This is a genomic window from Nocardia sp. NPDC004340 (assembly GCF_053602575.1).
On sequence record NZ_JBSGDW010000003.1, the window covers coordinates 163282 to 182585 of the forward strand.

Below are 19304 nucleotides of genomic sequence, written 5' to 3' on the forward strand. Positions count from 1 at the left end.
AATCTACGAACTCCGGCCCCCACCACGAATCGGTCAAATGACTGTCTTCGACCGTCCGAACGCGGTTCCGCCAGTAGGGTCTGGGTGTGCAGGGTTGGGTGTCGTCGGGTCGGCTGGTAGGACGTGCGCGCGAGCTGGGCCTGCTACACGGCTTCGTCGAAACCGCCGTCGCCGAGGGCGGGGCGCGGCTGATGGTGGGCGAGGCGGGCGTCGGCAAGACCGCGCTGCTCGGCGCGGCGGCCACCCACGCGGCCGAACTCGGCGCGCGTGTCTTGCGGGCCTCCGGTGTGGAATTCGAGGCGCAGGTGAGCTTCGCCGGCCTGCATCAACTGATAGCTCCACTGTCGGCCGAGCTCGGGGCGCTCCCGCCCGGCTCTCGCCGCGCGGTCGGCGTTGCCGTCGGCGTCGAGGAGGGCCCTGCGCCCGATCAGCTCGCGCTGACGAACGCACTGCTTGCCCTGCTGTCCGCGGCCGCGGCCGAGTCCTCGGTACTGGTGGTGGTCGACGACCTGCAGTGGCTCGACCGAGCCAGTGCCACGCTGTTCGGCATCCTCGCGCGACGGCTGGACGGCACCGGCGTCGGCTTGCTCGGTGTGGTGCGCGCGGGGGAGGACAGCGTATTCGAGGGTGCCGGGCTTCCGGAGATCGCCGTCGGACCGCTCGACGACGACGCCGCGACGGAGCTGCTCACCGAGGCTTTCCCCGAGCTGCCGCCACGGGCGATGCGGCAGGTACTGGCCGAGGCGCAGGGAAACCCATTGGCGCTGATCGAACTTCCGACGCCCGACGGCCCGGCCGCTGCCGACCTCGGTCGCACGCCCGTCGGCCGACGGCTCCGGCAGACCTTCGCCCGGCGTATCGAAGGGCTCCCCGCCGAGACCCGCGCCCAGTTGCTGCTCGCGGCACTCGACGGTACCGGCGAGTTGTTCCCCGCGATCTCGTTCGGAGCGCTCGAACCTGCCGAGCGTGCCCGGCTGATCCGGGTTCATCCGGTGACCCGCGGGGTCCAGTTCCGCCATCCGCTCACGCGATCCGCGGTCGTCGATCTGTCGACCGACCAGGAGAGACGCGAGACGCATCGCCGGTTGGCAATGCGGCACCCAGCCGAATCCGAAAGGCGTGCTTGGCATCTCGCGGAGGCGGCTTCGTCGCCGGACGAACAGATCGCGCAGTTGCTCGAGGAGGCCGCGCTGAAGACCAAGGGACGCGGTGACCCGGTCGGCGCGATCGACCTGCTACTGGGGGCCGCCGCGCTGAGCCCCGATCCCGAAGACCACGACCGCCGTGCCATGTTCGCGACCTATCTCGGCGCCGACGTCACCGGAAATCTCACGGACCCGCGGGCGCTCGCCACCGATCGCGGCGTGCAGGGCCGGACCGTGGCGTCCGCCGTCGCCGCGGCGGCGTACATGGTGAACAGCGGCGGAGACATCGACACCATCCACCGGTTGCTGCTCGGAGCTCTGCACAATGTCGGACAGCCGGTCAGGGGCTGGGACGCGCCGCTGAGCGAGATCGTCTATGTGCTGCAGGCGAACTGCTCGTTCGGTTCTCGTGCCGAGCTGCTCGACGATTACCAGGCTGCTCTCGACGGGCTGGGGCTCGAGCCCCCGGAAATCCTGTCTCTGCTCGGCAGCACATTCCTCCAGCCCGCGGGCTTGGCGGGGCCATCGCTGCCGCGGCTCGACGAGGCGATCGCCGCTATCGGCGACCAATCCGATCACGCCCACGCGGTGCGGCTCGCCATCGCTGGGATGTACGTGGACCGGATGGCCGGATGCCGCAACGCACTGTGGCGGGTGGTCGAGCACGGCCGGGCCGGGGGCGCCGTCGCATCGGCGATCAAAGCTCTTGCGGTGCTGGGATTCGACGGCGTTCTGAGCGGCGACTGGGACCGCGTGCTGAGACTGGCCGACGAGGGTCTCGCGCTCACGACCCGGCACCACTATCGGCTGCTCGGCGGTTTCCTGAAGTATGACCAGGCAATGGTCGCCGCTGCTCGTGGTGATCGGCTGATCGTTCGCGGTCTGACCGACGATCTGGTGAATTGGGGTGGGCCTAATCGCATCGGTTTCGTGTTGCAGCTCGCTGCGCACGCGAGGGCCGTCGACGCGCTCGGCCACGGGGAATTCGAGAGCGCGTACCGTCACGCGGTCGAGATCTGTTCACCGGAAACAGTTCCCGTCTACAAGCCCGTCGCCCTGTGGGTCCTGCTCGACTTGGTCGAAGCGGCCGTCCGGGCTGAGCGGATGACCGAGGCGAGGGTGCACGTCGCCGACATCCAGCAGGCGGCGGTCGCCGATCTCTCGCCCCGGCTGGCCCTGATCACGGCCGGCGCCATTGCAATGACCGCCCCGTCCACCTCCTTCACCGATGCGTTCGATACCGCGCTCGCGATCCCGGGGGCGAGCCGATGGCCGTTCGCGCACGCGCGGATTCGGCTCGCGTACGGCGAACGGCTCCGCAGGGTCAAGTCCACTTCCGAGGCTCGTCACCAGCTGGCGGACGCACAGGACACGTTCGAACGGCTCGGTGCCATCCCATGGGCAACGCGCTGCCACGCTGAGCTTCGTGCCAGTGGATTGACCGTCGCCGACCGAGGCACCGAGCCGCCCGGCCCGCTGACTCCGCAAGAGCGCGAGATCGCCGACCTGGCTGCCGCGGGCCTGACGAACAAGCAAATCGGCGAACGGCTCTATCTCTCCCCGCGAACCATTGGAGCTCACCTCTACCGCGTGTTCCCGAAACTTGGCATCAGCTCGCGTGCCGCGCTGCGGGACGCGCTCGAACGACTGCCAGACCCGAGGACATAGCGGGGCAGGACGGGAACGGGCTGCGTAAGTTCGTCGAACTCGACGCACTCCACCTGGTCATGCAGACCCATCCCGACGAGGTCACCGCCGTCATCACCGGCGTACTCGCCGAACTGTCCTGCCGTCGATCGGTCTCGTCAGCCCGCTGATTCGAGCGAATCCGCGGCCGGGTCGCTCACGATGCCGGCCGCCGTCGTGCGGGTACCGGCCGCCTTCGCGGGGTCGGGTAGGCCGCCGGGGCAGTGCTCGGCGGTGAAATGGCGGTCGATGGTCTGGGCGATATCGGTGAGGGCGTCGAGTTGATCGACGGACAGCACGTCGGCGAAGCAATGGCGGATGCTCGCCACGTAGGACGGCCACGCGGCGTCGAACGCGGCGCGACCGGCGTCGGTCAGCACGACGTCGAAGCCACGGGCGTCGCCCTCACTCGGTGCGCGGCCGACGGTGCCCCGGGTCTCCATCCGGGAGATCTGGCGGGACAGGCGGCTGCGCTCCCACTGCAGCGCCGTGGCCATGTCGCGGGCGCGCAGCCGGTGTCCTGGGCTGTTGGCCAGCCGGAGCAGGATCACGAAATCGGCTTCGGTGAGCCCGAATTCGCGGGCCAGCATACGCGCGAGCACCAGATTGACTTCGATGCGCAGGTGCTGGAACGAAACCCAGGCGCGGGTCTCACGCTCGTCCATCAGCTCCTGATCCATGAACTCGACCCTACCTCGGATCGGCGATTTTGTTGACATGTAACTCTCCGTGGAGGAAGATTTGTTTACATAGCAACAAATCGAGGGGAGTCGGACATGAGCGACTGGAACGCACAGACCATCACGGAGTTTCGAGCGAACGAGGGCAAGGTCGGCGGTGTCTTCGAGGGCGCGTCGCTGGTGCTGCTGCATCACCTCGGCCGCAAGAGCGGGCGGGAGTTCGTCAGCCCGGTGATGTACCTCGCGAACGAGACCGACCCGGACAGCATCTACGTCTTCGCGACCAGCGGTGGCGCACCCACCAGCCCGGACTGGTACTTCAATCTGACCGCCGCGGGCGCGGCGAGTGTCGAGCGCGGCACCGAGGCGTACCCGGTCACCGTCCGCGAGGTGCCCGGCGCGGAACGCGATCGCATCTATGCCGAACAGGCACGGCGCTTCCCCGGGTTCGCCGAATACGAACGCCAAACCGCCGGCATCCGAACCATTCCCGTGCTCGAACTCAGCCGGGTGTAGGCCATGTCCAGCGCCTCGCCGGATCCGGCCGCACCGGTCCTCGTGGTCGGCGCCACCGGGCACCTCGGATCCCGGGTCGTCGGCGAACTGCTCGCGCGCGGCAAGCAGATCCGCGCGCTGGTCCGGCCCGCGTCGGACGCGACCGCGCTGGAAGCCCGGGGCGTATCGATCGTCCGCGGCGACATGCTCGCCCCGGACTCACTGCTCGCCGCCATGGACGGCATGGACGCGGTGATCACCACCGCCGCTGGGTACACCGGTGCGAACAAGAACGCCGTCGAGATCGACACGGTCGGCAACGCGAATCTCGCGGCGGCGGCCGCCAAGGCGGATGTGCGGCGGTTCGTCCTGACCAGCATCCTGACCAGCGACCGGACTCCGGATGTGCCGCACTTCTGGCACAAGAAGCTCGCCGAGGACGCCCTCGAACGACTCGGCGTTCCGTTCGTGGCGTTGCGGCCGGGTGCTTTCCTCGATCAGATCGCCGCCACCGGAGGCAATCCGGTCGAGACGGGCCGCATTCTATGGATGGGCAAGGCCCGCACGCCGTTGACGTTCGTGCTGACCGCCGACCTCGCCGGATATCTCGCCGCCGCTGTCGATGCCGACGTGCGTCCCGGCGAACGTATCGATCTCGGTTGGAACAGGCCCACCAGCATCGCCGACATCGCAGAGCTACTCGGTCGAGCCACCGACCGCGCGATCACCGTGCGCGCCATCCCGCCGCTGCTCATCCGAGTGGCCGGTGCACTCGTGGGGCCGTTCGCGCCGTCCCTGAAGGACATGGCAGCGATGGTCCGCTGGTTCGACAGCGGCAATTACGTCGCCGACACCACCCGGCAGGCCGAAGTCTTCGGGGCGCCGCCGACGGCCGAGGCGGCGGTCGCGCGCTTGGCCGAACAACTCCGCGCCGAGCACTGAACCGGCGACATCCGATCCACAGGAGAGGCGACCGATCATGGCAAAGGCAGTCCGATACAACGAGTTCGGTGGGATCGATGTTCTGCGCGTCGAGGAGGTCGAACGCCCGATTCCCGGTGACCGGCAGGTCCTCGTGCGGGTGAAGGCGGCCGGGATCAATATCAGTGAGGCGGTCATCCGGGCGGGGGCGGTGGCGGACATCTTCCCCTCGACCTTCCCGTCCGGGCAGGGCAGCGACTTCGCCGGGGTGATCGAGGAAGTGGGTTCGGGCGTCACCGGATTCGCGCCCGGCGACGAGGTCATCGGCTTCTCGGACCAGCGGTCCTCCCAAGCCGAGCTGGTCGTGGTGGAGGCCGATCACCTCACGCCCAAGCCGGAGAACGTCCCCTGGGAGACTGCCGGTGGCCTGTACGTGGCCGGTGTAACCGCTTGGGGTGTAGTGCAATCCGTGCAGATCCAGAAGGATGAGACTGTTGTCGTCTCCGGCGCTGCCGGGGGCGTCGGCTCGCTGGTGGTGCAACTCGCGCGCCGGTCCGGGGCCACGGTCATCGGTTTGGCGAGCGAGAGCAATCACGAGTGGCTGCGCGGCCACGGCGTGGTCCCGGTCGCCTACGGCGACGGCGTCGCGGACCGGATCAAGGCGGTCGCGCCCCACGGTGTGGACGCCTTCCTCGACACCCATGGCAACGGCTACGTGGACCTGGCGCTGGCCCTCGGCGTCGCGCCCGATCGGATCGACACCATCGCCGACTATCAGGCCGCCGCGAAGTACGGGGTCAAGACCGACGGCGGCGCGGAGGCCGGGCCGGGCGCCGAGATCCTCGGCGAGCTGGCCGGTTTGATCGCCGAGGGCTCGCTCGAGGTCCCCATCGCGAACGTCTACCCCCTGGACCAGGTCCGCGAGGCCTACACCGAGCTCGAACGCCGCCACACCCACGGCAAGATCGTGCTCACGACCTGACGGTGCGCGAGAGATAGTCCAGGGCCCGCGCGGCCGCGTTGGCTCCGCACATGCCGAGCGCGCCCGGGCCGGGCGGGGTGGCGGCCGAAGTAGAGAACTGCTCGACCGCATCAATCTGCGTCTCGCTGCTGAGCAGGACGCTCGAGGCCTGGCCGCATATCGAGGCAGGGTCACATGTTTAGGTGATAGAGCACCTCGGATCGTTTTTCGCATACTCGGTTGGACTCGAAGGTCAGGTGGTCCAGGCCACCGGATTGCTTCCCTCGCGAGCGAAAGCCGATCCTCATGTCTCTCACCATCGATGTCTTCAACGCCGGATACCTGCCGATCAACGGAGGACCGGGTTGGGACCCGAAACCCGCTACCTGGCCCGCCTCCACCGCCACCCTGATCTCCGGTGAGCGGGAGGCGATCCTCGTCGACGCGCTCATGACGATCGAGGAGGGTCGGCGCCTCGCCGAGTGGGTCGGCGAAACCGGCAAGAACCTCACCAACGTTGTCATCACCCATGGCCATGGTGATCACTTCTTCGGGGCGCGGCCGATCCTGGAAGCGTTCCCGCAGGCGCGGTTACTGGCACTCAACACCACGGTCATCGAGGAAGCGCGCTACAACCTCGGGCCGGAGGTACAGCAGAACTGGATCGGCTGGTTCGGCGATCGCTTCGACCGCAACCCCGCGCTACCGCAGCCGATGGAATCCGACACGCTGACCGTCGACGACCACCCGGTGCGATTGGTCGAGGTCGGCGGTGCCGACGGCGTCCTCGATACCGTCGTCCACATCCCCGAGCTGGACACCGTCTGCTCCGGCGACGCCGTGTACAACAACATCCATATGTGGTTGTGGAACTCGACGCCAGACAGCCGCCGGACCTGGCTGGACACCATCGACAAGATCGCCGCACTGCGTCCCGCGACGATCATCGCCGGGCACAAGGATCCGGGCGCACCCGACGACGCCGCCGAACGGCAGATCGCGCAATCCCGTTCGTATATCGAGGCATTCGACCGCGCGGTCGCCAAACTGCCCTCGGCGCAAGAGGTCTTCGACGAAATCAGCGGCTTGTTCCCCGGCTTCGGCAACCCCTACACGTTGTTCGTCGCCGCCTACTCCCAGTTTCAGAACTGATCAACCGGTAAGGAGAATGCGATGACCGCCACCGAACTCCACACGGCCGCCGGCTACGCGTCCGCGCCGAACCTCAGCATTCGAGCCGACGATGGCGTGGACTACGCCTACCGCGACGTCGGCCCTCGCACCGGCCGGCCCTTGGTGCTGTTGGTGCATTTCCGCGGCAACCTCGACAACTGGGATCCGCTGCTGATCGACGCGCTGGCGCAGCATCGTCGGGTGATCACCGTCGACTATCAGGGAGTCGGCGGCAGCGGCGGCGTCCCAGCCGACAGCATCGATCAGATGGCCCGCGAAGTGCTGGCCTTCACCACTGCCCTGCAGTTGGACAAGTTCGATCTGCTCGGGTTCAGCATCGGCAGCTTCGTCGCCCAGCGGGTCGCACTCACCCGCCCTGACGCTGTGGGCAAGGTAGTGCTGGCGTCCACAGCGCCTCGTGGCGCGCTCGGCATGCACGGCTGGGCCACCGACGTCATCGACGCGATCGGCGAACCCCAAACCTCGCCCCAGCAATACCTGGACGTGTTCTTCACCGCTTCGGAATCCAGCCGCACCGCAGGCATGGGCACCTTGTCGCGAATCTACGGTCGCACCGAAGACCGCGACGCACCAACCGATTGGGCCACCCGGATGGCCCAATACGACGCCGTGACCACATGGGGTATCCCGAATATCGCGCTGCTGTCCGAGCTCACCGCGCTCACCGCGCCGGTCTTCGTGGCGAACGGTGACAGCGATCCCATGATCCTGCCGAAGTTCTCCTACCTCGTCGCCGGTCTGCTGCCCGACGCGAAGGTCACCATCTACCCCGACTCGGCCCACGGCTTCCTGTTCCAGCACCACGAGCAGTTCGCCTCCGATGTCATCGAATTCCTCGGCGACGTGTGAGGCGCCGCTTCGAATAGAGAGGATGGAGGACACGGTGGCCGACACCCACATGATCGTTCTGCCCGGCGGAGGATACGCCCAACACGCATCGCACGAGGCGGAGCCGATTGCGCAATGGCTGACCGATATCGGCCTGTCCGCCACCGTGTTCCGCTATCCCCTGAACACCGCCCATCCTGGCCCGTTGGATGCGCTTCGCGCGGAGATCCGTCGACAACGAGCCGAGGGTGTGCAGCGGATCGGGCTGATCGGCTTCTCGGCGGGAGGTCATCTCGCCGGGCTGGCCGCCCTCACGCACCCGATGACCGCGGCCGAATCAGCGCAGTTGGTGGTTCTCGGGTATCCGATCACGTCGATGGAGACCGAAACCTACCGTCCTGCTCGGCTGATCCTGCTCGGGGAGAACGCGAACCCCGAGTCGCGCAGGGCAACGTCCCTGGACCGCTTGGTGTCGCCCCAGGCGCCACCGTTCTTTGTCTGGCACACCGCCGAGGACCCGTACGTGCCCGTCGAGCACACCTACCGTTTGGTGACCGCGCTAGCGGCACACGGGGTTCCGCACGAGGCGCATGTCTTCGCGCACGGCCCGCACAGTCTCGGGTTGGCTCACGGCGCGGGCAGCGCCGGGACGTGGACCGCCTTCGCCGAGGCGTGGATCCGCGACCAGCCGTGATACCGATTCGGGGAGGTGTGATCCACCATGAACCTGTGGCTCGAGGACATCGAGATCGGAAGCACTGTCCGTACCGGGACATACACCGTGACAGCAGAGGAAATCATCTGTTTCGCAACGCGATACGACCCTCAGCCGTTTCATCTGAGTGAAGCCGGCGCGGTCGAGACGTTCTTCGGTGGGCTCGCCGCCAGCGGCTGGCACACCGCCGCGATCACCATGCGCTTGCTGGTCACCAGCGGATTGCCGATCGCGCACGGAATCATCGGCGCCAGTATGGAACTGAATTGGCCCACGCCCACCCGTCCGGGCGATGAGTTGCATGTCGAACTCACGGTCACCGACGTGCGACCGGCGCCGTCGCTCACGTCACCGGGATTCGTCACCACCGAACACTCGACACTCAATCAGGCCGGAAAGGTACGGCAACGAACCAAGGCCCGGATCGTCGTCTTCAACAAACCTCCCGTCCGCTGAATCGAAGTCAGTGTGCTGCTTCCTTGTTCACCACGTTGGCCAGCTGTACCCGGGAACGGACGCCGAGCTTGGTGAACACCGAACGCATATGGGTACCAACGGTATTGACGGAGACGCCCAGGTCGATCGCTGCGGACTTGTTCGTATGGCCCGCCGCGATCAGCGCCGCGACCCTGCGTTCGGCAGGGGTCAGCGATTCCCACCCGGACACTGCCGCGGCCGCGGGTTCACCGGTGGACCACTTCGCGCGCCGCGCGCCGAACTCACGCATCGTCTGTTCGACCCCGGTTGCGCAGAATGCGGCGCCTACCAGATGGTATGTGTCCCAGGCCCGGTCGAGCTCGGCGAGTCCAGCCGGAGTTTCGCCGATCGCCAGCAGCGCCCGCCCGTACGATTCGGCTCCTCGGGCCCGCAACATCGGCCGCGGACTGCGGTCGAGCACCTGAACAGACTCCGCGAGAGTCTCGAGATCGTCCTTGTAGCAACCGCGCAGGTTCATCGCAGTGCCTACGAAACTGGCCACCTCCGGGTTTCGCGCCGCGGCGAGCTCCGCAGTCGCCACCACGTCGGCGGCGAATTGGTCGTCGCGGGCCATGGCGCCGAAATCGAAGAACAAGCCGCTCCAACATGGCCACAGCGGCCAGTAGTTGTATTCCTCGCCCGCTCCCGCGACGACAGGTTGCAGAATGCGCAGGGCGGCGTCGAGGTCGCCCTGCCCGGCCGCGAGCCACCCGCGCATCATGTTCAAGGCGGGCCGGCGGACTCCGTCTGTCGCGTCGACGAGTTCGTCGGCCAGGCTCATGCGGGCGGTGGCGGAGGTGACGTCGCCGCGCAACAGTGCGACCGCGGTACGAGCCAGGGCGGCATCGAGAGCATGTTCGGCATTGCCGAGCTGACGTCCTGATTCGGCCAGCGCCCGCCCGGCGCGGTCGGCCTCCTCGAAACGCCCCAGGTAGAAGTGCTGCCACATCTGGGCACAATGCAACGCGGGCACCGTTAATCCAGGATTGATCCCATCGGTGCGCGTCACTTGGTCCAGCATTGTCTGGGCGTGATCGAAACGGTCCAGGATCTGCAGTTCGGTGATCTCCTCCGCGACGCACGAAGATCCGAGCAGCGAGCGCAGCTCCCTGAAGTGCCGCAGTGCGTTCTCGTGTCGCCCTTCGTTCTTGGCTGCCTCACCGGCGGCCTGCAGTGCGAGCATCATGGCTTCGCGATCGTCGACGATCGTGGAATTCTCGAGCGCCGCGCGCGCCTCGGCCGCGGCTTGCTCGCCGCTTCGGATACGGGTGTTGGCCAGTGCACGCGCTGAAAGCAATCGCGCCTCGATCGGCGGAGCCAGTTTCGCGTGTGCCAGCACCTTGTCCGTCCGTTCGACGAGTTCGGTGATCCGACCGCTCAACCACAGTGCGTGCGCGGCGTCGGTCTCTACGGCCCCGATCACATTCCCATCGTCGACGCGCGCCAGGATCAACTCGGCCGCGGAGATGACGTCGGTCGTCCGCTGTGTGCGGCGAAGCACCGACAGGCAGCGTTGACTCAGCTCTGGCCACGCGCGGTCCCAGCACGGAAACGTACGCATGGCGAGTACCGCGAGTTCTCCGGCGTTGCCCGCGTCGACAGCGACCAACGCTTCTGCGGCCGCGAGCAATATCGTCGCAGTGTGCAGGTCGCCGGGTTCCGCGGCCGCGCGGGCATGGATTGCCGCCAGCAGCGGCTGGTCGGCATCGGTGAGGTAGTACGACGCCAAGGCCCGATGGACTCGCCGCGCCGCACGATCAGGGACGGAGTCGGCTATCGCATTCCGGACCAGTGCGTGGCGACAGGTCAGGGACTCACCGGCCGCGCTGACCAATCCGGATTCGAGGGCTTCGCTGATCAACCTTGCATGGTCGGCACTGCCGGGCAGCAGCGCCGCGATCTCGCCCATCCGCAGCGGCCTGTCGGCGATGGCCAGCAGGCGCACCACGTCTCCGGTCGCCTCATCGGTTCGGGCGAGTCGACCGGAGACGGCGGCGGCGAATTCAGCGGGGACGGAATCGGATTCACCGCGCGCTACACGGTCGATGAGCCGACATGCCAGTCCAGGGTTGCCACCGGTCGCATCGAGGTATCGAATCAGGTTTCCCTCAGGATCACGTCCGAGGCGGTCGGCAGCCAGAGCGATCAGGTCGGGTGTGGGGAGCACCGACAGACGCAGCTGCTCGACCCGGATGCAATCGGGCCCGACAAGATCGTCCAGGACCGCGTCGTCGCGACCCGCGAGCACCCAGACGATCGGTATCGAAGCGGTACGTGGGATCAGCGCGCGTAACAGGAATCGACTCGTGGCGTCGGCATTGTGAAGATCGTCCACCGATATCAGCAGCGGTCCGCTCTCGGTAGCGACCTCCAGATGATCGGCAATGTGGTCCACCGCGAGCAGCGGCTCTCTCGCCGCGCGTATCAGCTGCGCGTAGTCCGAGCGGCTGATCAGCGGATCCCGTCCGGTCCGCAGCATCGCGATCAGGGGAGCTCCCGGCGAGACCTGCTGTATTTCATCGCATCGCCCGTCGATGACTCGCAGACCGGTGCGTGCGGCTTGGCGGCAGATCTCGGCTGCCAGCGCGGTCTTGCCGATCCCGGCCGGCCCGCCGATCGTCACCACTGCACCCAGCTCGTGCCGACGGGCACTGCGTACGACAGCGAGTGCGCGGGCCATCAGTTCGGTCCGTCCCCACAACGATCCCGATCGCATCGCGCCTCCTCCGGTTCGACCGTCGCTGAACCGCGCCCGACCGGTGTCGGCCGGTCACGTGCGACGTCAACACCTGCTATCCCAATATTGCAGATTCGATCAGCGCTCTGATGCTTTCCATCGAGTCGCGCAACCTCATCGTCATGCCGGCCTCCTCACCGCGTGTACTCGCCGCCGCCTCGACCACGAGGGAATTCAGCATCGCGCGCGCCGGCGAAACACCGGCATAACCTATTCATGTGATGTCGGCGCCAGCGCGCCATCACAGAGGATGGGCCGAAGCAGATCCCACGACGAAGGCCGGATGCGATGTCGGATACCCAGGTGGCGGCGTTCCCCGAGCTGAGTGCCGAGCAGGTGGATCGGCTGCGCGGCTACGGCATCAGCGAGAAGGTCCGCGGCGGCGAGGTTCTGGTCTCCACAGGCCAGTTGGTCTACGACTTCATCGTCCTCGATACGGCATCGGCGGAAATCGTGCGCGAGGCCGACGATGACCAAGCCGAAGCGGTCGTGGCCGAGGCGCCACCGCGGCGCTTCCTCGGCGAGCTCAACCTGATCACCGGGCAGGCGGTGTATCTCACCACGCGCGCCACCGCCGACGGCGAGATCATCCGCATCGATCCCGCGAACTTTCGCCGCCTGATGGCAGAGGACACCGCGCTCTCCGACCTCATCCTGCGCTCATTTCTCCAGCGCCGCTACGAATTGCAGACCGGGGAAGGCGCGCTCAGCGTGCGCATACTGGGCAGCGGGCAGTCGCGAGAATCGCTGGCGCTGCGGACCTGGGCCGTGCGCTCCAGGATCGCGCACACGTGGATCGACATCGACTCCGATTCCGGGCGAGCCCTCGCACAGTCGCTCGATATCTCACCGGGCCAGCTGCCGATCGTCACGACGCACACCGGTCTCATTCCCAACGCGACGTCGGCGCTGCTCGCGCAGGCCATGAACTTGACCTATACGCCGACGACTACGGCGAGCGCGGCGGACATCGTCGACTTGGTCGTGGTCGGGGCCGGCCCCGCTGGTCTGGCAGCCGCGGTCTACGGCGCCTCCGAGGGCTTGCGGACGATGGTGTTCGAGGCGGTCGCCGTCGGCGGGCAGGCCAGTGCGAGTTCACGCATCGAGAACTACCTGGGATTCGAGTCCGGCATCAGCGGAACCGAATTGACCGGGCGCGCGATGATTCAAGCCCAGAAGTTCGGTGCGCGCATCGCCAGCCCGTGCATCGTGGAATCGGTGCACCCCGTCGACGGAACCTTCGAGGTCTCGCTTTCCGATCGGACCACGGTCCAGACCCGCACTGTCGTCGTCGCGACCGGGGCCCGCTTCAGAACCCTGAACCTGCCTCGCTGGCACGAGTTCGAAGGCCGTGGGATCTTCTACGCGGCCACCGAAGCCGAAGCGCGGCTGTGTGAGGCCGGGCCCGTCGCCGTCGTGGGCGGCGCCAACTCCGCTGGGCAGGCAGCGCTGTTCCTCGCCGATCGCGGCTGCCAGGTCACCCTGGTCGTGCGATCGAACGATCTCTATGCCGGGATGTCGGCCTACCTCGCACACCGCATCGACGCGGACTCCCGCATCCAGGTCCGGCTCGAGTCCGAAGTCACCGCGCTGGCCGGGGACCGCGACCTCGCAGGGATCACCGTGAAGGACCGCGGCACCAACCACGTTGACGCGCTGGACTGTTCGGCTCTGTTCTGTTTCATCGGTGCGGACCCGGCAAGCTCCTGGCTTGATGGCATCCAACTCGATGCCGATGGATTCATCCTGACCGACTCCGCACTGCATGCGATCGAGAGCAGTGCCGGATGGAACCCGCTCAGCCGTGTCCCACTGCCGTTCGAGACCAGTGAGCCGGGGATCTTCGCGGTCGGAGACGTCCGGGCCGGATCCATGAAGCGTGTCGCCGCCGCTGTCGGCGACGGTGCGAGTTGCGTGCGTTCCATCCACCAATACCTGGGCCTCACAAGCTGATACACCGGCCTCTCCGGACAAGACCTGGTGGACCGGTTCGAGGACGAGGGGATCAGCCCGGACTTCAGGCCAGCCGTTCCGAGAGCAAGCCCATGAGAGACACATCCAGCATGCGGCTCAGCGTCGGGCTGAATTCCATTGCCATCGAAGCCAACTCCGGATCGTGCTCGTAGGCGGTCTTCATTGCCGCGGACGGCTGGGAGTGGGTCCAGACGGCCCCCGACATCATGAGTACGGTCGCGGCGAATTCGCGTGCGGCGTCGGTGTCGAGCTCGGGGAGCCGGCCCCGCGCGATGTCGGCGAGCTCATGGAGATCGCTGATCATCGTGCGCTTGTAGGTGGCCGCGACGGCCGGTGAGACGTTCCGTTCCAGGACGCTTGCTTGGGCGCTGAGCAGGTCGCAGACCACCGGGCGCTGTGTGAGGGTGTCGACGAGGGCTGCGACGAGGTGCGTGCGGCGTTGGTCCACTCCGGCGGTGCCGTGACGTTCCGAAGCCGCCCGCACGGCGGTGAGCCACTGGTCCAGTTCGGAGGCCAGCAGGTCGAGCAGGACGGCCTCGCGTGACTCGAAGTAGCGGAACACGTTCGACTTCGCCATGCCTGCCCGGCGGGCCAACTCGTTCAACGTCAGGTCGGAGACCGGTGCTTCGCGCAGCATCGCGGAGGCCGTGCTCAGGATCGAGGCGCGGCGGAGCTCGCGCTGCTCGTCGCTGCGTGCGCGCTGGAATGTCTCGGACATAGCCCCAGAATACGGCACAGCAGACCACCGGTCTCTTAATGTTGTGATGCGCGTCACATAAATAAAAGACCGCTGGTCTCTTGTTAAGAGACCAGCGGTCTCTTAAATTGGTGACAACGCACGAACAGTGCGGAAACACCGAGAACCAGGAGATGGGAACCATGAGCACGGACAACGACACCAAGGTCAGCGATGCGAAGGTTGCTGTGATCACCGGCGGCGCGACCGGTATCGGGAAGGAGACCGCGCGGTTGCTGGTGGCCGACGGCGTACACGTCGTGATCACCGGCCGGCGTAAGGACGTCGGGGAAGCGACCGTGCGAGAACTGACCGCCGGTGGCGGAAGCGCCTCGTTCGTGGTCGTGGACGTGGACTCGCCGGACAGCATCACCGACCTGTTCGACTCGGTCATGCGCGAGTTCGGGCGGCTGGACTACGCGGTGAACAACGCCGGCCTTGCCCACGAGACCAAGACGATCGTCGAGGCGGACCCGGCGAAATTCCAGGAGATGCTGTCCACGAACGTCATGGGACTGTTCCTGTGCATGCAGCGGGAGATCAAGGAGATGCTCGACAGCGGGCGCGGCGGCGCGATCGTGAACCTGGCCTCGATCGCCGGGCTCAACGGGATTCCGTTCAGCGGCCCCTACGCCGCGACCAAGCACGCGGTGGTGGGCCTGACCAAGACCGCAGGGATCGAGTATTCCGGTCAGGGTGTGCGGGTCAACGCGGTGGCGCCGGGCGCGATCAAGACCGACATCATCGCCCGCGCAATCACTCTGGGCCAGTACGACGAGGACACCATCCGGGACATGCACCCGATGGGCCGGATGGGACAGCCGGCAGAGATCGCCGCCGGCATCCACTGGCTGCTGTCGGACCAGTCCTCGTTCGTAGCCGGCGCCATCCTCAACATCGACGGCGGATTCCAAGCCAAGTAGCCGGCGGGCCGACCGTGGACACGACCCGCGTATCGGCGAGAACGGCAGCCGCATGCGATGCCTGGACGCTACGCCCAGGCATCAATGCGTGAGCAGCGGATTGCGTTCGACCGCACCATTACCCGGCCAGACATCGAACAGCTTCACCGCAGCGCCTGGCTCATCGGTCAATACGAGTGTTCGTCGACCTACCTGGCCGTTCCCAGACCGTCCTGAGTATCGACCACCGTGTCGTCAGGACGGCGGCTGGATCTCCGTGACGAGGGTGTACAGCTCGGCGATACGGCCGTCCTCGACCCGGGCGATGTCCATCCCGCTGACCATCGGGGGCCGGTCGGGCGGCCCGTAATGGAAGCCGAGGTGACCGATGTCGTCGAGTCCCGACGCCGGGCCCGCGGGCCAGAAGACCCAGTCGGGGTTCTCGGCCAGCATCTCCGCGGCCCGCCGCTCGAATTCGGTACGTCCCTGATTGATCCGATCCGGTTCGTGCCACACCACATCGCGGGTGTAGATCTCGGCGATCACGGCGGCCCGGCGCGCCGGGTCGGGTTCGTTGAAGACGTCGAGCAGGTTGCGCCGCATGAGCTCGGCGGGCGAACTGGCCATGGCGAATCCCTTCCGATCCCGGTGTCAACGTCGCTGCCGATCATCCATCACCGGGTCGGCACGGCCAAGGACCATGCCGCCTTCCATGCCTTATGGGCGACCTCCAGACTGTTGCCACCTGCGTCGCGCAGACATCAGCGATGAGGAAACCGGGAACGAACGCTTCGACGCGCAGCCGGCCTGTTTGATTCGGGCTCACACTTACCAGGCCGACCCCAAGCGCCCGGCTGCGGCAAGAAGCGAATTAACTTGTATAAGTTAGATTTTCGCGATCACGAGGTGCCGCGACAGTCAGGGAGTGCTGGACCGGGTGTCGGTCCAGTCGACGATGAGATTGCGCTCGGCGAACAACCAGCCTCCGTCCTGTTTGACCATGGTGTCGAGATATCGGATCCAAGCGGTCATGAGTGAGCGTGACCCGTCGGCGTTCTCGGTCAAGTGCTGGGCCATGCAATAAGTAACGCTGGTCGCGCGGTCGCCGGACAGCTCGATCGTGCTCTGTCCGTTGAAGTGCATGGTGGCGGCGTAAGCGTTGAGGGCGTCGAACACCGGTGCGAGGGATTCGCGGCTATTGAGCTCCTGCGACGGTTCCGCATTACGTGCGTCCATGTAAACGACGAAATGCATGTCCTCGGTGAACAACGCCATCTGTCCATTGGCGTCACGTCGGTCGGCGCAGTATGCATAGGCGTCGACGAGCTCGCGGATCGCGAGCCGATCAGCCGCTTCGCTCCCAGTGATTTGAGCATGAATTGCCATGTCACGAGCTCCTTCCGCTGATTCTGGCCAGGCTCGAGTCCGCCAGCAGATCCACCACCTCCACCAGCGGCTTCCCTGGCTGGTCGCACATCTCTGCCGATTGGGACACCGAGTCTGGCTCGCCGTCCTGAACGTCTACCGTGCTGTGTTCCAGGCTTTATGGACGAACTCGATGCGGTTTCCGTCGCTGTCGCGCACATTGGCAGCGTAGTAGCCGGGTGCGAAGTAGGTTCGGTCCGCGGGTTTACCTTCGTCGATTCCGCCTGCCTCGAGGGCCGCGCCATAGGCGGCGTCGACCATTTCGTTACTGTCGCACACGATTCCGAGGTAGAGGCCCGCCTCTCCGGACTCGCGCTTCCGCAGCCAAAGGCTCGAGCCGACCTTTGCTCCGGAAATGTAGTCGGCGTCGCCGATACCGAACAGGTCAGGCAGGTTCTCCGGCCCGGAGGATGCGTTGTAGTTACCGAACGCGCGCCAGCCCGCCGGGGCGAGGGCTGCGAGGTAGAAGGCCAGTGCCTGCTCGATATCGGTGACGGAGATGTAGACGTGGTCGATCACTGTGCCTCCTCCTTCCATGCGGAGGCGTTGGCCTGGGCGAACTCGTCGAAGGTTCGTGCGGGGCGGCCGGTGATTCGCTCGACAGTGGGATCGGGCCGCGAACCATTGCCCGCCGCGACCGTTTCCGTCAATTGGCGCAGGACTGCTGCGTATTCGGCGGGGACGCCGGTTGCCAGGACACCGGCGATCCATGTCTCGCGGTCCAAGTCCTGGTGGACGAGCGATCGGCCGGTGGCCCGGCCGATGATGGTGGCGGCCTCGGCAACGGTGAGGGCTTGCGGGCCAGTCAGACTGTAGGCCGCTCCAGCGTGCGCCCGTGGATCGGCCAGCACGTTCGCGGCGACGGCCGCGATGTCCTCGACGTCGACGAACGCCTCGGAGCCGGTGCCGGTGGGCACCACGATGGCGCCGTCGATCGGCCGCAGGAACGTCTCGCTGAAGTTCTGCATGAACCACGCCGGCCGCAGAATCGTGTGGTTGACCCGGCTGCGACCGATCAGGTCGAGTTCGACTGCCCGCGTGGCCACCTGTTCGGGTGCGTGTTCCATCCCGTACGCGCTGAGGAATGTCACATGCTCGACCCCGGCGGCCTCGGCGGCGTCGAGGAACGCCGAGACGTCCGGCGCGAAGTCGGTGCGCAGGACGGGCGCCACCAAGTAGACACGGTCGATGGATTCCACTGCCGGGGCGTAGGTTTCGTGGTCGCCCCAGTCGAAGGAGATGTCGGTGCCGGACCTCGCGGCCGAGCGGACAGGGATCGCACGGCTCGCGAGATCGGAAACCACGCGGGAGCCGGTCTTGCCGGTTGCTCCGAGGACGAGGACCGCAGGCAGGGTTTCATGCATGGATCCAGCCTGTGCTGCCGCCATGCTCATATCAATGCGCAATGCGCTCGAATAGCAACGCGATACGATCAAACGGTGGACGTCTTGCAGGACTACCTCATGCGGGCTCGAGCGTCAGGCGCGGTCTTCGCGCGCTCGGCTGCCGTGCCGCCGTGGGGCCTGACCTTGCCCGGCTCCATCCAACTCTCGCTTCACACGGTTTTGCGCGGTCATGCATGGATCTGGCTCGACGACGCCACCGAAGCCCATCGCCTACTGCCGGGCGACCTCGCGATCGCTGTCGGCGGGCGCGACCACCACATCGCCGACGAGCCGAATCCGGCCAGATGCGTCTCCCACGAACGGTTCTGGGCACGGACGTCGGCAGTCGACGAAGGCGATCCCGGGGCATCGGTCTTCCTGTGCGGCGCATACCGTCTCTCCGGTGATGTCGGCCGCAGCCTGATCCAGGCGCTCCCGCCCGTACTCGTCATCCGGCCGTCAGCAAATGACCAGGCACACGACGTCGTATCCCTGATCTCGCGGGAACTCGAACGCTCGGCACCCGGCGGCCAGACCGTTCTCGACCGGCTCCTCGACGTTCTACTCGTCCTCGTCCTACGCGCGTCCTACGAGCAGAGTTCCAGCGCGCCGCGCTGGTACCACGCTGCCGAGGATCCTCGGCTCGGCCAGGCATTGCGTGCGATGCATGAGGAACCCGACCGCGGCTGGACGGTCCCGCAGCTCGCTCAACTCACCGCGATGTCGCGCCCGACGTTCGTCCGCAAGTTCGAGCGCGCGCTGGGTCAGACCCCGATGCAGTACCTGACGGACTGGCGCCTGACCCTCGCCCGCGATTACCTCCTGGCCGGAGAACTCACCCTCGACCAGATTGCCCGCAGGACCGGTTACACCTCACCCAACGCCTTCGCGGCGACGTTTCGGCGACACCACGGTCTACCGCCAGGGCGCTGGCGCGAGGCGAACGCCACTGAGCCCGGCTAGGTCGTTGCAGCCCAACAACTCTTGTGGATGCAAGATCAGCTCCGAATGGCGCCGCCCCGCAGGTGGAGGCCATTTGACAG

The 19304-nt window shown here is 66.7% G+C and carries 18 protein-coding genes; 11 read left to right on the top strand and 7 right to left on the bottom strand.

What is annotated here, in order from left to right; translation table 11 throughout:
- Window positions 1-86: 86 nt before the first annotated feature.
- Window positions 87-2813, top strand: coding sequence for a helix-turn-helix transcriptional regulator (locus ACWEOI_RS12800; protein ID WP_452359687.1), 2727 nt, complete (start codon window positions 87-89; stop codon window positions 2811-2813).
- 137 nt (window positions 2814-2950) lie between these two features.
- Here the strand turns inward: ACWEOI_RS12800 and ACWEOI_RS12805 are convergent, their stop codons facing one another.
- A complete protein-coding gene (locus ACWEOI_RS12805) occupies window positions 2951-3511 on the bottom strand; it encodes a MarR family winged helix-turn-helix transcriptional regulator (protein WP_452359688.1) in 561 nt (186 codons plus the stop codon).
- A 96-nt stretch (window positions 3512-3607) separates the two neighbouring features.
- On the opposite strand from ACWEOI_RS12805, the gene ACWEOI_RS12810 reads away from it, so the two are divergent.
- The 7 genes from ACWEOI_RS12810 to ACWEOI_RS12840 all read left to right on the top strand — a co-directional run bounded on the left by ACWEOI_RS12810 (window position 3608) and on the right by ACWEOI_RS12840 (window position 9081).
- Window positions 3608-4027, top strand: coding sequence for a nitroreductase family deazaflavin-dependent oxidoreductase (locus ACWEOI_RS12810; RefSeq protein ID WP_452359689.1), 420 nt, complete (start codon window positions 3608-3610; stop codon window positions 4025-4027).
- Between the two features lie 3 nt (window positions 4028-4030).
- Window positions 4031-4948: an SDR family oxidoreductase gene (locus ACWEOI_RS12815; RefSeq protein ID WP_452359690.1), complete on the top strand. Its 918-nt coding sequence runs from the start codon at window positions 4031-4033 to the stop codon at window positions 4946-4948.
- A 37-nt stretch (window positions 4949-4985) separates the two neighbouring features.
- Window positions 4986-5909 carry an NADP-dependent oxidoreductase gene (locus tag ACWEOI_RS12820; RefSeq protein ID WP_452359691.1) on the top strand — a complete coding sequence of 308 codons (924 nt, stop codon included), beginning with the start codon at window positions 4986-4988 and terminating at the stop codon, window positions 5907-5909.
- Window positions 5910-6194: 285 nt separating this feature from the next.
- A complete protein-coding gene (locus ACWEOI_RS12825; RefSeq protein ID WP_452359692.1) occupies window positions 6195-7040 on the top strand; it encodes an MBL fold metallo-hydrolase in 846 nt (281 codons plus the stop codon).
- 21 nt (window positions 7041-7061) lie between these two features.
- Window positions 7062-7931, top strand: a complete 870-nt coding sequence (locus ACWEOI_RS12830; RefSeq protein ID WP_452359693.1) for an alpha/beta fold hydrolase — start codon at window positions 7062-7064, stop codon at window positions 7929-7931.
- Window positions 7932-7965: 34 nt separating this feature from the next.
- Entirely contained in the window at window positions 7966-8604 is a 639-nt protein-coding gene (locus ACWEOI_RS12835) for an alpha/beta hydrolase (RefSeq protein WP_452359694.1), read from the top strand.
- Between the two features lie 27 nt (window positions 8605-8631).
- The gene (locus tag ACWEOI_RS12840; RefSeq protein ID WP_452359695.1) at window positions 8632-9081 is read left to right on the top strand and encodes a MaoC family dehydratase; all 450 of its coding nucleotides are present in this window, start codon (window positions 8632-8634) and stop codon (window positions 9079-9081) included.
- Between the two features lie 7 nt (window positions 9082-9088).
- Here the strand turns inward: ACWEOI_RS12840 and ACWEOI_RS12845 are convergent, their stop codons facing one another.
- Window positions 9089-11818, bottom strand: a complete 2730-nt coding sequence (locus ACWEOI_RS12845) for an AAA family ATPase (RefSeq protein WP_452359696.1) — start codon at window positions 11816-11818, stop codon at window positions 9089-9091.
- 357 nt (window positions 11819-12175) lie between these two features.
- Between ACWEOI_RS12845 and ACWEOI_RS12850 the strand changes: the two genes are divergently transcribed.
- The gene (locus ACWEOI_RS12850; protein ID WP_452359697.1) at window positions 12176-13792 is read left to right on the top strand and encodes an FAD-dependent oxidoreductase; all 1617 of its coding nucleotides are present in this window, start codon (window positions 12176-12178) and stop codon (window positions 13790-13792) included.
- A 64-nt stretch (window positions 13793-13856) separates the two neighbouring features.
- Here the strand turns inward: ACWEOI_RS12850 and ACWEOI_RS12855 are convergent, their stop codons facing one another.
- Entirely contained in the window at window positions 13857-14531 is a 675-nt protein-coding gene (locus ACWEOI_RS12855; protein WP_452359698.1) for a TetR family transcriptional regulator, read from the bottom strand.
- Window positions 14532-14692: 161 nt separating this feature from the next.
- Between ACWEOI_RS12855 and ACWEOI_RS12860 the strand changes: the two genes are divergently transcribed.
- Window positions 14693-15472 (top strand): SDR family NAD(P)-dependent oxidoreductase, encoded by a 780-nt coding sequence (locus ACWEOI_RS12860; RefSeq protein ID WP_452359699.1) that lies wholly within the window; start codon window positions 14693-14695, stop codon window positions 15470-15472.
- Between the two features lie 234 nt (window positions 15473-15706).
- Here ACWEOI_RS12860 and ACWEOI_RS12865 read toward each other — a convergent pair whose 3' ends face one another.
- The 4 genes from ACWEOI_RS12865 to ACWEOI_RS12880 form a co-directional block, all read right to left on the bottom strand.
- Window positions 15707-16078: a nuclear transport factor 2 family protein gene (locus tag ACWEOI_RS12865; RefSeq protein WP_452359700.1), complete on the bottom strand. Its 372-nt coding sequence runs from the start codon at window positions 16076-16078 to the stop codon at window positions 15707-15709.
- 291 nt (window positions 16079-16369) lie between these two features.
- The gene (locus ACWEOI_RS12870) at window positions 16370-16837 is read right to left on the bottom strand and encodes a nuclear transport factor 2 family protein (RefSeq protein ID WP_452359701.1); all 468 of its coding nucleotides are present in this window, start codon (window positions 16835-16837) and stop codon (window positions 16370-16372) included.
- Window positions 16838-16972: 135 nt separating this feature from the next.
- Window positions 16973-17395 (bottom strand): VOC family protein, encoded by a 423-nt coding sequence (locus ACWEOI_RS12875; RefSeq protein ID WP_452359702.1) that lies wholly within the window; start codon window positions 17393-17395, stop codon window positions 16973-16975.
- Window positions 17392-18240, bottom strand: coding sequence for an NAD(P)H-binding protein (locus ACWEOI_RS12880; protein ID WP_452359703.1), 849 nt, complete (start codon window positions 18238-18240; stop codon window positions 17392-17394). The genes ACWEOI_RS12875 and ACWEOI_RS12880 overlap by 4 nt, the downstream gene beginning before the upstream one ends.
- 75 nt (window positions 18241-18315) lie before the next feature.
- Here ACWEOI_RS12880 and ACWEOI_RS12885 point away from each other — a divergent pair, with 75 nt between their 5' ends.
- A complete protein-coding gene (locus ACWEOI_RS12885; RefSeq protein ID WP_452359704.1) occupies window positions 18316-19224 on the top strand; it encodes a cupin domain-containing protein in 909 nt (302 codons plus the stop codon).
- Window positions 19225-19304 lie beyond the last annotated feature (80 nt).